General features: G+C 64.3%; 15 protein-coding genes and 1 tRNA gene. All 16 read left to right on the top strand.

What is annotated here, in order from left to right:
- Positions 1-179 precede the first annotated feature (179 nt).
- The 16 genes from tpiA (at position 180) to ARC63_RS21570 (ending at position 15092) form a co-directional block, all read left to right on the top strand.
- The gene (gene tpiA / locus ARC63_RS21495) at positions 180-935 is read left to right on the top strand and encodes a triose-phosphate isomerase (RefSeq protein WP_010486422.1); all 756 of its coding nucleotides are present in this window, start codon (positions 180-182) and stop codon (positions 933-935) included.
- 31 nt (positions 936-966) lie between these two features.
- Positions 967-1404: a preprotein translocase subunit SecG gene (gene secG / locus ARC63_RS21500; protein WP_010486424.1), complete on the top strand. Its 438-nt coding sequence runs from the start codon at positions 967-969 to the stop codon at positions 1402-1404.
- 51 nt (positions 1405-1455) lie between these two features.
- Positions 1456-1540: transfer RNA gene (locus tag ARC63_RS21505), tRNA-Leu, on the top strand.
- Positions 1541-1651: 111 nt separating this feature from the next.
- Complete coding sequence (locus tag ARC63_RS21510; RefSeq protein WP_010486426.1) at positions 1652-2008, top strand: NADH-quinone oxidoreductase subunit A; 357 nt, start codon at positions 1652-1654, stop codon at positions 2006-2008.
- Positions 1999-2553: a NuoB/complex I 20 kDa subunit family protein gene (locus ARC63_RS21515; RefSeq protein WP_005410463.1), complete on the top strand. Its 555-nt coding sequence runs from the start codon at positions 1999-2001 to the stop codon at positions 2551-2553. Before ARC63_RS21510 ends, ARC63_RS21515 begins: the two co-directional genes overlap by 10 nt.
- 33 nt (positions 2554-2586) lie before the next feature.
- A complete protein-coding gene (locus tag ARC63_RS21520; protein WP_010486428.1) occupies positions 2587-3336 on the top strand; it encodes an NADH-quinone oxidoreductase subunit C in 750 nt (249 codons plus the stop codon).
- Positions 3333-4640 (top strand): NADH-quinone oxidoreductase subunit D, encoded by a 1308-nt coding sequence (locus tag ARC63_RS21525; RefSeq protein WP_010486430.1) that lies wholly within the window; start codon positions 3333-3335, stop codon positions 4638-4640. Before ARC63_RS21520 ends, ARC63_RS21525 begins: the two co-directional genes overlap by 4 nt.
- A gap of 97 nt (positions 4641-4737) precedes the next feature.
- Positions 4738-5265, top strand: a complete 528-nt coding sequence (gene nuoE / locus ARC63_RS21530) for an NADH-quinone oxidoreductase subunit NuoE (RefSeq protein WP_006381132.1) — start codon at positions 4738-4740, stop codon at positions 5263-5265.
- 4 nt (positions 5266-5269) lie between these two features.
- A complete protein-coding gene (gene nuoF, locus ARC63_RS21535) occupies positions 5270-6610 on the top strand; it encodes an NADH-quinone oxidoreductase subunit NuoF (protein ID WP_010486436.1) in 1341 nt (446 codons plus the stop codon).
- Entirely contained in the window at positions 6607-8841 is a 2235-nt protein-coding gene (gene nuoG, locus ARC63_RS21540) for an NADH-quinone oxidoreductase subunit NuoG (RefSeq protein WP_057504345.1), read from the top strand. Before nuoF ends, nuoG begins: the two co-directional genes overlap by 4 nt.
- Positions 8838-9932 carry an NADH-quinone oxidoreductase subunit NuoH gene (gene nuoH, locus ARC63_RS21545; protein ID WP_057504346.1) on the top strand — a complete coding sequence of 365 codons (1095 nt, stop codon included), beginning with the start codon at positions 8838-8840 and terminating at the stop codon, positions 9930-9932. The genes nuoG and nuoH overlap by 4 nt, the downstream gene beginning before the upstream one ends.
- Before the next feature lie 4 nt (positions 9933-9936).
- A complete protein-coding gene (gene nuoI / locus ARC63_RS21550) occupies positions 9937-10425 on the top strand; it encodes an NADH-quinone oxidoreductase subunit NuoI (protein WP_005417924.1) in 489 nt (162 codons plus the stop codon).
- A 9-nt stretch (positions 10426-10434) separates the two neighbouring features.
- Entirely contained in the window at positions 10435-11091 is a 657-nt protein-coding gene (locus ARC63_RS21555; protein ID WP_010486441.1) for an NADH-quinone oxidoreductase subunit J, read from the top strand.
- Positions 11088-11393: an NADH-quinone oxidoreductase subunit NuoK gene (gene nuoK, locus ARC63_RS21560; RefSeq protein ID WP_006381125.1), complete on the top strand. Its 306-nt coding sequence runs from the start codon at positions 11088-11090 to the stop codon at positions 11391-11393. Before ARC63_RS21555 ends, nuoK begins: the two co-directional genes overlap by 4 nt.
- 7 nt (positions 11394-11400) lie before the next feature.
- Positions 11401-13560, top strand: coding sequence for an NADH-quinone oxidoreductase subunit L (gene nuoL, locus ARC63_RS21565; protein WP_057504347.1), 2160 nt, complete (start codon positions 11401-11403; stop codon positions 13558-13560).
- A 23-nt stretch (positions 13561-13583) separates the two neighbouring features.
- Positions 13584-15092, top strand: coding sequence for an NADH-quinone oxidoreductase subunit M (locus ARC63_RS21570; protein ID WP_005410452.1), 1509 nt, complete (start codon positions 13584-13586; stop codon positions 15090-15092).
- The last annotated feature ends 12 nt before the right edge of the window (positions 15093-15104 follow it).

Genomic DNA, 15104 nt, shown 5'->3' on the forward strand with positions numbered 1-15104 from the left:
GTTGGTCGCGGAGAGCCCGGCCAAGACCCAGATCTAGCCGGGCTCTCCGCGACCAACCCAACCCCCGCCACGAGGGGCTGCGCCGTTGGCTGAAAATCCATGTAACCGCTTACAAGGAAACGGATTTTTGCCGCAACGGGTATCATGACCGGCTGACTTCACACAGGAGCCACCCGCTCATGCGCCGCAAGATCGTCGCCGGAAACTGGAAGCTGCATGGCAGCCGTCAATTCGCCAATGAACTGCTGGGGCAGGTGGCCGCTGGGCTGCCGCTGGAGGGAGTGGACGTGGTGATCCTGCCGCCGCTGCCCTACCTGGGGGAGCTGGTCGAGGACTTCGGCGAGGCCGGCCTGGCCTTTGGCGCACAGGACGTGAGCAGCAACGAGAAGGGCGCCTACACCGGCGAAGTCTGCGCGGCCATGCTGGTCGAGGTCGGGGCCCGCTATGGCCTGGTCGGCCATTCCGAGCGTCGCCAGTACCACCATGAAAGCAGCGAGCTGGTCGCACGCAAGTTCGCCGCCGCCCAGCACGCCGGCCTGGTGCCGGTGCTGTGCGTGGGCGAGACCCTGGAACAGCGCGAGGCCGGGCAGACTGAAGCGGTCATCGCCAGCCAGCTGGCGCCGGTGCTGGAGCTGGTCGGCGCGGCCGGTTTCGCCAAGGCCGTGGTCGCCTACGAGCCGGTCTGGGCCATCGGTACCGGCCGTACCGCCACCAAGGAGCAGGCGCAGCAGGTGCACGCGTTCATCCGTGGCGAAGTCGCGCGCATCGATGCTAGAATCGCTGATTCACTGCCCATTGTTTACGGCGGTAGCGTGAAGCCCGACAATGCCGGGGAACTGTTCGCGCAGCCGGATGTCGATGGTGGGCTGGTCGGCGGCGCCTCCCTGGTGGCCGCGGACTTCCTGGCCATCGCAAGGGCGGCGGCCGCGAACTAATCCTAGAAGTTTTGTCCGAGGGCGGTTTCCAATGCTGATGTTGATCCTCAATGTCGTCTACGTGCTGGTCGCTGTGGCCATGATCGCGCTGATCCTGATGCAGCGTGGTTCGGGTGCGGCGGCGGGTTCGGGCTTTGGTGCCGGTGCCTCGGGTACGGTGTTCGGTGCGCGTGGCGCCTCGAACTTCCTGTCCAAATCGACCAAGTGGCTGGCTGTCGTGTTCTTCGGCATCAGCCTCTTCATGGCCTGGTATGCCGGTCATGGCAGCCGCCCGGCGGCCGACCAGGATCTGGGCCTGATGTCCGCTCCGGCGGCCGTCGCTCCGGCGGCTCCGGCGGGCGAGCTGCCGGCCGTTCCGAAGGCCGATGCGGTCCCGGCCGCCCCGGTTCCGGCCGCGAATGTGCCGGCTCAGGCGGAATCTTCGGTTTCTGGTGAAGAAAAGCCTTCGGAAGGCTCCCAGAAAGACTGAAGCCGGTTACAATACGCGGCGCATCGGGAAGATAGTCTGATGTGATCGTTTGCCCAGGTGGCGGAATTGGTAGACGCACTACCTTGAGGTGGTAGCGACGCAAGTCGTAGGGGTTCGAGTCCCCTCTTGGGCACCATTTGTAAGTAAAGCGGGTTCGTCTGGCGCGCAAGGCGCCAGGCAGATTCCCGTCCACTCCCCCATGCCAAAGCGCCTGCAGGCGCGGCGGCAGAGGCAAGAGAGAATCGCTGTGCTGGCCGAATATTTGCCGTCTCTGCTGTTTCTGATCGTTGCCACCGGTATCGGCGTTACGCTGATGCTGGTTGGTCGATTCCTCGGTCCCCGCCGCCCCGATCTGGAGAAGCTGTCGCCGTACGAGTGCGGCTTCGAGGCCTTCGAAGACGCGCGCATGAAGTTCGACGTGCGCTACTACCTGATCGCGATCCAGTTCATCGTCTTCGACCTGGAAATCATCTTCATCGTGCCGTGGACCCAGGTCTTCATGGAGCTGGGTGCCCGTTCGCTCATCACCATGGGCCTGTTCGTCGGCATGCTGTTCCTCGGTTTCATTTACGTCTGGAAGAAGGGAGCGCTGGAATGGGAGTGATTCAGACTCTCGATGGCCTCATGAACAACCCCACGCCGGAAGGCCGGGTTGATGACATCCTGCGGCCGGAAGGCGACAACCCGCTGCTGGAAAAGGGCTTCGTCACCACCAGCGTCGATGCACTGCTGAACTGGGCGCGCACCGGCTCGATGTGGCCGATGACCTTCGGTCTGGCCTGCTGCGCGGTCGAGATGATGCACGCCGGCGCCGCGCGCCTGGACCTTGACCGCTACGGCGTGGTGTTCCGCCCGTCGCCGCGTCAGTCCGACGTGATGATCGTGGCCGGTACCCTGGTCAACAAGATGGCCCCGGCGCTGCGCAAGGTCTACGACCAGATGCCGGACCCGAAGTGGGTCATCTCGATGGGTAGCTGCGCCAACGGTGGCGGCTATTACCACTACTCCTATTCTGTGGTGCGCGGCTGTGATCGCGTGGTGCCGGTGGACGTCTACGTCCCGGGCTGCCCGCCGACCGCCGAGGCGCTGGTGTACGGGATCCTGCAGCTGCAGAAGAAGATCTGGCGTACACAGACCATCGCCCGCTGACCCCTTCACCTGACAAGAGCGCGCCAAGCCCCCATGGCAGAGCAAGCATCCTTCATCGACCGACTGTCCGCACGTTTCGCTGGTGCGAAAGTCATCGTGGTCGAACCCCGCGGCGAAGTGACGCTGGAAGTGCCTGCCGCCGAGTGGCACGCCACCGCCCTGGCGCTGCGTGACGAGTTTGGTTTCGAACAGGCCGTGGATCTCTGCGGCGTCGACTACCTTGGTTATGGCTCCGACGAATGGGACACCGCCGACGTGTCTTCTCAGGGCTTCAGCCGCGGCGTCGAAGGCAAGGCCCAGGGCCGCTTCGCGTGGGGCGAGTTCCCCACCGAGGAAAACGGCGCCGACGGTGCCCGCCCTCAGCACATGCCGACCCAGCGCTTCGCCGTGGTCGCCCAGCTGCGCTCGTACCAGCACAACCTGATGATGCACCTGCGGTGCTTCGCCCCTGACGAAGCGCTGCCGGTGGTGTCCTCGCTGACCAGCATCTGGCCGGGCCTGAACTGGTTCGAGCGCGAAGCGTTCGACCTGTACGGCGTGATCTTCGAAGGCCACCCGGACCTGCGCCGGATCCTGACCGACTACGGTTTCGTCGGCCATCCGTTCCGCAAGGACTTCCCGCTGATCGGCAATGTCGAAGTCCGCTACGACGAAGAAAAGAAGCGCGTGATCTACGAACCGGTCACCTCGGTGGAGCCGCGCGTCGGCGTGCCGCGCGTGATCCGCGACGACGCCCGTCTGCAGACCGCAGAAGGTGAGCGCGCGCAGGAGGCAGTGAAGTGAGCCACGTACACCAGGCCGGCGAAGCATTCGCCAGCAACGCCGCCGAAAGCCGGCAGGAAATCCGCAACTACACCATGAACTTCGGCCCGCAGCATCCGGCCGCGCACGGTGTGCTGCGCCTGATCCTGGAAATGGACGGCGAAACCATCATGCGCGCCGACCCGCACGTGGGCCTGCTGCACCGTGGTACCGAAAAGCTGGCCGAGTCCAAGCCGTTCAACCAGTCGATCGGCTACATGGATCGCCTGGATTACGTGTCGATGATGTGCAACGAGCACGCCTACGTGCGCGCGATCGAGACCCTGATGGGCATCGAGGCGCCGGAGCGTGCGCAGTACATCCGCACCATGTACGACGAAATCACCCGCATCCTCAACCACCTGATGTGGCTGGGCTCCAACGCGCTCGACCTGGGTGCGATGGCGGTGATGCTGTACGCCTTCCGCGAGCGCGAAGAGCTGATGGACTGCTATGAAGCGGTCTCCGGCGCGCGCATGCACGCGGCGTACTACCGTCCGGGCGGTGTCTACCGCGACCTGCCGGACCACATGCCGAAGTACAAGGAATCGCGCTGGCACAAGGGCAAGGCGCTGAAGCAGCTCAATGCTTCGCGCGAAGGCTCGCTGCTGGACTTCCTGGAGAACTTCACCGTCGAGTTCCCCAAGCGCATCGACGAATACGAAACCCTGCTGACCGACAACCGCATCTGGAAGCAGCGTACCGTCGGTATCGGCGTGGTCACTCCGGAACTGGCCCACCAGTGGGGCATGACCGGCGTGATGCTGCGCGGCTCGGGCATCGCCTGGGACCTGCGCAAGAAGCGTCCGTACGCCAAGTACGATGCCGTCGATTTCGACATCCCGCTGGGCAAGGAAGGCGACTGCTACGACCGTTACCTGGTCCGCGTTGCCGAAATGCGCGAATCCAACCGCATCATCAAGCAGTGCGTGGCGTGGCTGAAGGCCAACCCGGGCCCGGTGATGGTGAAGAACTTCAAGGTCGCTCCGCCCAAGCGCGAGGACATGAAGGACGACATGGAAGCGCTGATCCATCACTTCAAGCTGTTCAGTGAAGGCTATTGCGTGCCGGCCGGCGAGACCTATGCGGCAGTGGAAGCGCCCAAGGGCGAGTTCGGCTGCTACCTGGTCTCCGATGGCGCCAACAAGCCGTTCCGCGTGCACCTGCGCGCACCGGGCTTCGCCCACCTGTCCTCGATCGATTCGGTCGTGCGCGGCCACATGCTGGCCGACGTGGTGGCGATGATCGGTACCTACGACCTGGTGTTCGGCGAGGTTGACCGGTAATGCCGTCCGCCACGCCAACGCCCGCTGCAGGCAGCCGGCGCAAGCCGGCGCCGCAGTTTCTGGAATTTCACGTTATGCATTTCGCTGAGGTCGGCCGATGAAGGCGACAGGTAATTTCGAGGCGGCGCGCGACGTCGACCCGATGGTGGTGCTGAGCGACAAGACCCGCGCTCACATCGATCACTGGCTGTCCAAGTTCCCGCCGGACCGCAAGCGCTCTGCCGTGCTGCAGGGCCTGCATGCGGCCCAGGAACAGAACGAGGGCTGGCTGACCGACGAGCTGATCGCCGGCGTGGCCAAGTACCTTGATCTGCCGCCGGTGTGGGCCTACGAGGTCGCCAGCTTCTACTCGATGTTCGAGACCGAGAAGGTGGGCCGCAACAACGTGGCCATCTGCACCAACATCAGCTGCTGGCTCAATGGCGCCGAGGACATCGTCCGCCATTGCGAGAAGAAGCTGGGCATCAAGCACGGTGAATCGACCCCGGACGGCCGCGTCTACCTCAAGCGCGAGGAAGAGTGCCTGGCCGGTTGCGGTGGCGCGCCGATGATGGTCATCAACGGTCACTACCATGAGCGTCTGACCCTGGAAAAGGTCGACGAGCTGCTGGACGGGCTGGAGTAAGGGCATGGCACATCACCACGAATCCAAGGGTCCGGTCGGCCCCGCGCCGCTGCCGCACCAGGTGGTCTACACCACCCTGCATTACGACACCCCGTGGTCGTACGAAAGCTACCTGAAGACCGGTGGCTACGCCGCCCTGCGCAAGATCCTCGAAGAGAAGATCCCGCCGGAGCAGGTCATCGAGATGGTCAAGGCCTCGGGCCTGCGCGGCCGCGGTGGCGCAGGCTTCCCGACCGGCCTGAAGTGGTCCTTCATGCCCAAGGGCAACATGCAGAAGTACATCCTCTGCAACTCGGACGAATCCGAGCCGGGCACCTGCAAGGATCGCGACATCCTGCGCTACAACCCGCATTCGGTGGTGGAAGGCATGGCGATCGCCTGCTACGCCACCGGTTCGACCGTGGGCTACAACTACCTGCGCGGTGAGTTCCACCATGAGCCGTTCGAGCACTTCGAACAGGCCTTGGCCGATGCCTATGCGAACGGCTGGCTGGGCAAGAACATCCTCGGCAGCGGCGTGGACATCGACATCTACGGCGCGCTGGGCGCTGGCGCCTACATCTGCGGCGAAGAAACCGCGCTGATGGAATCGCTGGAAGGCAAGAAGGGCCAGCCGCGCTACAAGCCGCCGTTCCCGGCCAACTTCGGCCTGTACGGCAAGCCGTCGACGATCAACAACACCGAAACCTATGGTTCGGTGCCGGCGATCATCCGCAACGGCCCGGAGTGGTTCAAGGGCCTGAGCCTGACCGCCAACGGCGGCCCGAAGTGCTTCTCGGTGTCCGGCTGCGTGCAGAACGGTGGCAACTTCGAAGTGCCGCTGGGCACCAAATTCCACGATCTGCTGGAAATGGCCGGTGGTCTGCGTCCGGGCCGCACGCTGAAGGGCGCGATCCCGGGCGGTGTGTCGATGCCGGTGCTGACCGCGGCCGAGCTGAAGGACCTGCCGATGGACTACGACACCATCCGTGCGCTGGGCTCCGGCCTGGGTTCGGGTGCGATCGTGGTGCTCGACGACAGCGTGTGCTGCGTCAAGTTCGCCTGCCGCATCAGCCAGTTCTTCCACAAGGAATCCTGCGGCCAGTGCACCCCGTGCCGTGAAGGTACCGGCTGGATGCACCGCGTGCTGGAGCGCATCGTCGCCGGCAAGGCCACGATGGAAGACCTGCACCAGCTGAAGGCGGTGGCCGGCCAGATCGAAGGCCACACCATCTGTGCGTTCGGTGAAGCGGCTGCATGGCCCATCCAGGGCTTCCTGCGCCAGTTCTGGGACGAATTCGAGTACTACATCGTCAACGGTCATTCGATGGTTGACGGCAAGAAGGTGGAGGCAGCCGCCGCATGAGCGCGCAACCCGTAAACCCGAACGTGCCACCGGATCACGTGACCATCGAAATCGATGGCAAGTCCCTGGTCGTGCCCAAGGGTTCGATGATCATCCAGGCGGCCGACAAGGCCGGCATTTCGATTCCGCGCTTCTGCTACCACGAGAAGCTGCCGATTGCCGCCAACTGCCGCATGTGCCTGGTGGACGTGGAGAAGTCGCCGAAGCCGGCGCCGGCCTGCGCTACCCCGGTGATGGACGGCATGAAGGTCGCCACCCGCAGCGAAAAGGCACTGAAGTTCCAGCGCTCGGTGATGGAGTTCCTGCTCATCAACCACCCGCTGGACTGCCCGATCTGCGATCAGGGCGGCGAATGCGAGCTGCAGGACGTGTCGCTGGGCTATGGCCGTTCGGTCAGCCGCTTCAACGAGCGCAAGCGCGTGGTGCCGGACGAGGACATGGGCCCGCTGGTCGCCACCGAGATGACCCGCTGCATCCAGTGCACCCGCTGCGTCCGCTTCACCGCCGACGTGGCCGGTACCTACGAACTGGGTGGCATGTACCGCGGTGAGAACCTGCAGATCGGTACCTTCGACGGCAAGCCGCTGACCACCGAGCTGTCGGGCAACGTCGTCGACGTCTGCCCGGTCGGTGCGCTGACCAACAAGGTGTTCCAGTTCCGCGCCCGCCCGTGGGAACTGACCGCGCGCGAGTCGCTGGGCTACCACGACGCGATGGGTTCGAACCTGTTCCTGCACGTACGTCGCGGCGAAGTGCTGCGCACCGTGCCGCGCGACAACGAAGCGGTGAACGAGTGCTGGCTGTCCGACCGTGACCGCTACTCGCACCAGGGCCTGTACAGCGAAGACCGTGCGGTCAAACCGCTGCGCAAGGTCAATGGCGAGTGGAAGGAAGTGAGCTGGGCCGAAGGCCTGGCCGCGGCCGCCGAAATCCTCAAGGCGAACCAGGGCGACAACCTGGGCGTGCTGGTGCATCCGTCCACCTCGAACGAGGAAGGTGCGCTGCTGGCCCGTCTGGCCAAGGGCCTGGGCTCGAGCAACATCGACCACCGCATCAACAACCGCGATTTCTCCGACGCCGCCACCGCCGAAGTGTTCGGCCTGCCGCTGACCGAAATCGAAGGCGCCGACCGCATCGTCGTTCTGGGCAGCAACATCCGCCACGAACTGCCGCTGCTGCACGCCCGCCTGCGCAAGGCGCAGACCACCAACGGTGCGAAGATCCACGTCGTCAACCCGGTGGACTTCGACTTCGCCTTCAGCATCGCCGGCAAGCAGATCGTTGCGCCGTCGAAGTTCGTCGACGCGCTGGCCAACGCAGAGCTGCGCTCGGCAGTGCAGGGCGGCAACAACACCGTACTGATCGTCGGTGGTATCGCCGAGAACCACCCGCAGGCTGCCGCGATCCGCGCCGCCGCGCGTGACTTCGCTGCCGCTACCGGTGCCAAGCTGTGCCGCATCCCGCAGGGCGCCAATGCTGTTGGCCTGACCCGCGCCGGTGTGCTGCCGGCCGGCAAGGACGTCGCCGCGATGCTGGCGCAGCCGCGCCAGGCCTACGTGGTGTACGGCCTGGAGCCGGGCCTGGACTTCGCCGACGCACCCGCCGCGCGCAAGGCGCTGGTGGGTGCCCAGGTGGTGGCCTTCAGCCAGTTCGCCTGTGCCTCGACCCGCGACGTCGCCGACGTGATCCTGCCGATCGGTGCGCTGCCGGAAATCGACGCCACCCTGACCAACCTCGATGGTCGCGAGCAGTTGGCCCGTGCCGGCGGCAAGCTGCCGGGCGAGGCCCGTGAGGGTTGGCGCGTGCTGCGCGCCCTGGGCGGCGAGCTGGCCGTGGCCGGTTTCGACTTCACCGACCTGGCCGGCCTGCGTGCCAGCCTGGCCCCGGTTTCGGTCGCCGTTGCCGCTTCGGCGCAGCCGGCGGTTGCCGGTGAAGGCCTGGAAGTGGCTTCGACCGCCGCGATCTACCGCACCGATGCGGTGGTCCGTCGCGCGCCGGCGCTGCAGTCGCATCCGCTCAACAACGCCCCGCGCATCGTGCTGAATGCTGAAGATGCTGCTCGCCTGCAGCTGCAGGAAGGGCAGATGGCCAAGGTCGGCACCGATGCCGGCAAGGCCACCCTGCCGGTGGTGGTCGACGCCCGCGTCGCTGCGGGTTCGGTCTGGATTGAATCGGGCCACGGCGCGACCGCGCCGCTGGGTGCCGCTCGCGTATCGGTGGTGGCTGCATGAACGAATTGCTGTTGAACGCGGTCGACCCGCTGCACCAGTGGCTGCTTGGCCTCGGTGACATCGGCGCGCTGATCTGGATCATCCTGAAGATCCTGGTGATCACCGTGCCGGTGATCATCTCGGTGGCCTTCTACGTGGTCTGGGAACGCAAGCTGATCGGCTGGATGCACGTCCGCCACGGCCCGATGTACGTGGGCATGGGCATCTTCCAGGCCTTCGCCGACGTCTTCAAGCTGCTGTTCAAGGAAGTGGTCCAGCCGAGCAGTGCCAACAAGGCGATCTACCTGCTGGCACCGCTGATCACCCTGGCGCCGGCCTTCGCGGCCTGGTCGGTGGTGCCCTTCGATTCGCAGATCGTGCTGTCCAACGCCAACGCCGGCCTGCTGTATCTGCTGGCGATGACCTCGCTGGGCATCTACGGCATCATCCTGGCCGGTTGGGCATCCAACTCGAAGTATGCGTTCCTGGGTGCGATGCGCGCCTCGGCACAGATGATCAGCTACGAAATCGCCATGGGCTTCGCCCTGGTCGGCGTGATGATCGCGTCGGGCAGCCTGAACCTGAGCAACATCGTGATGGCGCAGGCCGGCAATTCCGGTTTCTTCGACTGGTTCCTGCTGCCGCTGTTCCCGCTGTTCGTCATCTACTGGGTGTCGGGCGTGGCTGAAACCAACCGCGCGCCGTTCGACGTGGTGGAAGGCGAGTCGGAAATCGTCGCCGGCCACATGGTCGAGTACTCCGGCGGTGCCTTCGCCCTGTTCTTCCTGGCCGAATACGCGAACATGATCCTGATCAGCTTCCTGATCTCGATCTTCTTCCTCGGCGGCTGGCTGAGCCCGATCCAGGGCTGGGTCAACTTCGGCGATGTCTCGCCGCTGGTCGACTGGATCTGGAAGGGCGGTGCACCGTGGCTGTTCGTCAAGGTGCTCTTCTTCGCCAGTGCCTACATCTGGTTCCGTGCCAGCTTCCCGCGCTTCCGCTACGACCAGATCATGCGCCTGGGCTGGAAGGTCTTCATCCCGCTGGCCATTCTGTGGATCGCGGTTACCGCCGTCATGGTGTTCTTCGGCGTGATTCAAAAGGGCGTCTAAAGTGATGAACAGGATTACCCATTACTTCAAGAGCCTGCTGCTGCTCGAACTGCTGGCCGGTCTCTGGCTGACCTTGAAGTACAGCTTCAAGCCCAAGTACACGATGATGTACCCGATGGAGAAGTTCCCGCAGTCGCCGCGCTTCCGTGGCCTGCACGCCCTGCGCCGTTACCCCAACGGTGAAGAGCGCTGCATCGCCTGCAAGCTGTGCGAAGCGGTGTGCCCGGCACTGGCCATCACCATCGACTCGGCCAAGCGCGAAGACGGCACCCGCCGTACCACGCGCTATGACATCGATCTGTTCAAGTGCATCTTCTGCGGCTTCTGTGAAGAAAGCTGCCCGGTGGACTCGATCGTCGAAACCCACATCCTCGAGTACCACTTCGAGAATCGTGGCGAAAACATCGTTACCAAGCCGCAGCTGCTGGCCCTGGGCGACCGTCTCGAGTCCGAGATCGCCGAGCGTCGCGCCGCCGATGCCGCTTACCGCTGAGGTCGAGAGATGGATTGGGTAAATATCGCTTTCTGGGTGTTCGCCATCGCGGCAACGGTTTCGGCCGGTGCGGTGATCAGCGTGCGCAACCCGGTTCACGCCGTGCTCTGCCTGGTGCTGACCTTCTTCTCCATCGCCTGCGTCTGGCTGCTGGTCGGCGCCGAGTTCCTCGGTGTGGCACTGGTGCTGGTGTATGTCGGCGCGGTGATGGTGCTGTTCCTGTTCGTGGTGATGATGCTGGACATCGATCCCACCAAGATGCGTGAGGGCTGGGTCCGCTACCTGCCGGTCGGCCTGATCGTTGCCGTGGCCATGCTGGTCCAGATGCTGATCCTGATCGGCGTGAAGGGCAGGGCGGTTACCCCGTTCCCCGCCGACAACGCCGCCGCGGTCGCTGCCGACAGCTCCAACGTCACCTGGCTGGCGCGCACGCTGTTCACCGAATACCTGCTGCCGTTCGAGTTCGCTGCGGTCATCCTGACCGTGGCCGTGGTTGCCGCCGTGATGCTGACCCTGCGTCGCCGTACCGGCGTGAAGAGCCAGAACCCGGGCGAGCAGACCATGGTCAAGGCCGGCCAGCGCCTGCGCATGGTCAAGATGGGCGCCGAAGCGCCGGTCGTGCACAGCAACAGCAAGCCGGCCACCGGCGAGGAGACCCAGCCGTGATTACCCTTGGCCACATGCTTGCGCTGGGCGCGGTGCTGTTCGCCATCAGCCTGGCCGGCATCTTCCTCAACCGGAAGAACGTCATCGTCCTGCTGATGTCGATCGAGCTGATGCTGCTGTCGGTGAACGTCAATTTCGTCGCGTTCTCGCGTCAGCTGGGCGATCCGTCCGGCCAGCTGTTCGTGTTCTTCATCCTGACCGTCGCCGCCGCGGAAGCCGCCATCGGCCTGGCGATCCTGGTGACCCTGTTCCGTACCCGCCGCACGATCAATGTCGGCGAAGTCGATTCGTTGAAGGGCTGATCCACAGATGGAAATCACTCTCTCCAAGAGTCTGTTGATCGCAGTGGTGCTTGCACCGCTGTTCGGCAGCATCATCGCCGGCCTGTTCGGTCGCCAGGTCAAGCGCTTCGGCGCGCAGACCATCACCATCCTCGGCGTTGCGGTTGCCTGCGGCCTGTCGATGTACACGCTCTACCAGCTGCTCTGGGGCGGTGCGCAGCCGTTCAACCAGAATATCTACACGTTCTTTGAAGTCGGCCAGTACTCGGCCCACGTCGGCTTCATGGTCGACAAGCTGACCGCGATGATGATGGTGGTGGTGACCTTCGTGTCGCTGCTGGTCCACATCTACACGATCGGCTACATGCAGGACGATCCGGGCTACCAGCGGTTCTTCAGCTACATCTCGCTGTTCACCTTCTCGATGCTCACCCTGGTGATGAGCAACAACTTCCTGCAGCTGTTCTTCGGCTGGGAAGCGGTGGGCCTGGTGTCGTACCTGCTGATCGGCTTCTGGTTCAAGCGCCCGACCGCGATCTTCGCCAACATGAAGGCGTTCCTGGTCAACCGCGTCGGTGACTTCGGCTTCCTGCTGGGCATCGCCGGCGTGCTGTGGGTGTTCGGCACCCTGGACTACTCGCAGGTGTTCTCGCAGGCCGGCATGCTGGCTGACCCGCGCGCCCAGCTGCAGATCTGGGACGGCACGATCCTGGGCATGCAACTGCTGAACGAGCCGGTGATCTGGTCGATCGCCACCGTCATCTGCATCTGCCTGTTCATCGGCGCCATGGGCAAGTCGGCCCAGGTCCCGCTGCACGTGTGGCTGCCGGACTCGATGGAAGGCCCGACCCCGATCTCGGCACTGATCCACGCCGCGACGATGGTGACCGCCGGTATCTTCATGGTCACCCGCATGTCGCCGCTGTTCGAGCTGTCGCAGACCGCGCTGAACTTCGTGCTGTTCATCGGTGCCACCACCGCGTTCTTCACCGGCCTGATCGGTATCGTGCAGAACGACATCAAGCGCGTCGTCGCGTACTCCACGCTGTCGCAGCTGGGCTACATGACCGTAGCCCTGGGCGTGTCGGCCTATTCGGCGGCCGTGTTCCACCTGATGACCCACGCCTTCTTCAAGGCGCTGCTGTTCCTGGGCGCCGGCTCGGTCATCATCGCGATGCACCACGAGCAGGACATGCGCAAGATGGGCGGCCTGCGCAAGTACATGCCGATCACCTTCGTCACCATGTGGATCGGTACGCTGGCCCTGGTCGGTACGCCGTTCTTCTCCGGCTTCTATTCGAAGGACACCATCATCGAGGCGGCCGAGATCCACGCCCACATGCAGAACAGCTGGGTGGCCACCTATGGTTACTGGGCAGTGCTGGGTGGCGTGCTGGTGACCAGCTTCTACAGCTTCCGCCTGCTGTTCATGACCTTCCATGGCAAGGAACGCTTCCGCGACGCGCACGACGATCATGGCCATGGCCATGACGATCACCACGCCGCCGACGCCCACCATGGCGATGCCCATGACGACCACGGCCATGGCCACGGTCCGCATGAGCCGCACGAAACCCCGTGGGTGGTGACCCTGCCGCTGATCCTGCTGGCCATCCCGTCGATCGCCATCGGCTTCTTCAGCATCGGCCCGATGCTGCATGGCACCGATTGGGCCGGCCAGCATGCGCACGAGGCGATCAAGGGCCAGGCGCAGACGTTCTTCACCGGCATCGTCGACTTCTACGATCCGGCCAAGAACACCGTCGCGTTCCTGGGTGAAGAGTTCCATGGTCCGGTCGCGTTCGCGCTGCACGGCATGATGCTGCCGCCGTTCTGGCTGACCCTCGCGGGCTTCCTGCTGGCCGCGCTGTTCTACCTCTGGAAGCCGGACCTGTCGGGCAAGGCGCGCAAGACCTTCGCCCCGATCGTTTCGGTGCTGGAAAACAAGTACGGCTTCGACAAGCTGTGGATCGATGGCTTTGCCGGCGGCAGCGTCAAGCTGGGCAAGGTCTCGCGCTGGATCGACAGCAACATCGTCGACGGCGTGGTCAATCTCTCGGCACGTGTTGTGGACGTTGCAGCCGGCGTGCTGCGTCGTACCCAATCCGGTTTCCTCTATCACTACGCCTTCGCGATGATCATCGGCCTGATTGCCCTGCTGGGCGTGCTGATGCATTACCTGCGTTGATGACCTGTACGGAATAAGAAGACGTGTCGAACTGGCCTCTACTCAGTGTCCTCATCTGGCTGCCGATCATCGGTGGTGCCCTGATCCTTGCGATCCGTGATGCGCAGACCGCCCGCTGGGCGTCGCTGGGTGTCGCGGTGCTCACCTTCGTTGCAAGCCTCTCGCTGCTGAGCGGCTACAACGCGGGCATCGACGGCCTGCAGTTCGTCGAGACCCATGCCTGGATCCCGGCGTACAAGATCGGCTACAACCTGGGCGTGGACGGCATTGCCGTGGCGCTGATCCTGCTGACCACCCTGGTCAGCGTGCTTGCCCTGATCGGCGCCTGGAGCGCCATCGACAAGCGCGTGAACCAGTACGTGGCGGCCTTCCTGATCCTGGAAGGCGTCACCGTCGGCATCTTCGCCGCGACGGACGCGATGCTGTTCTACGTGTTCTTCGAGGCGATGCTGATCCCGATGTTCCTGATCATCGGTGTCTGGGGCGGCCCGCGCCGCATCTACGCCGCGCTGAAGTTCTTCCTGTACACCTTCCTCGGCTCGGTGCTGATGCTGGTGGCGCTGATCTACCTGTACATGAAGGGCGGCAGCTTCCAGCTGGCCGACCTGTACGCGCTGCCGCTGTCGGCCAAGGAACAGACCTGGATCTTCTTCGCCTTCCTGATCGCCTTCGCGGTCAAGGTGCCGATGTTCCCGGTGCACACCTGGCTGCCGGACGCGCACGTGGAAGCGCCGACCGCCGGTTCGGTGATCCTCGCTGCCATTGCGCTGAAGATCGGTGGCTACGGCTTCCTGCGCTTCAACCTGCCGATCGTCCCGGACGCGTCGCAGGAATGGGCCTGGCTGGTGATCGCGCTGTCGCTGATCGCGGTGATCTACGTCGGCCTGGTCGCTCTGGTGCAGGACGACATGAAGAAGCTGATCGCCTATTCGTCGATCGCGCACATGGGCTTCGTCACCCTGGGCACCTTCATCGCCCTGTGGCTGGTGCGTGAGGCCGGCAACGCCGATGCCGCCCGCCTGGGCCTGCAGGGCGCCATGGTGCAGATGATCTCGCACGGCTTCGTGTCCGGTGCGATGTTCTCCTGCGTCGGCGTGCTGTACGACCGCATGCACAGCCGCCGCATCGCCGATTACGGCGGCGTGGTCAACGTGATGCCGTGGTTCGCCACCTTCGCCATGCTGTTCTTCATGGCCAATGCCGGCCTGCCGGGCACCAGCGGTTTCGTCGGTGAGTTCATGGTCATCCTGTCGGCCTTCCAGCGTAATCCGTGGATCGCACTGGGCGCGGCCACCACCCTGATCATCGGTGCCGCCTACACCCTGTGGCTGTACAAGCGCATCTTCTTCGGCGAGGTGGCCAACAGCCACGTGGCCGAACTGAAGGACATCAACGGCCGCGAATGGCTGGTGCTGGGCGTGTTCGCCATCGGCGTGCTGGCGCTGGGCATCTACCCCAAGCCGCTGACCGACCTGATGGAGCCCTCGATCGCGAAGCTGGCGATGCAGATCGCATCCAGCAAGCTGCTGTAATTCCAGGATTTG

Source organism: Stenotrophomonas geniculata ATCC 19374 = JCM 13324, from assembly GCF_001431625.1.
Classification (GTDB): Bacteria; Pseudomonadota; Gammaproteobacteria; order Xanthomonadales; family Xanthomonadaceae; genus Stenotrophomonas; species Stenotrophomonas geniculata.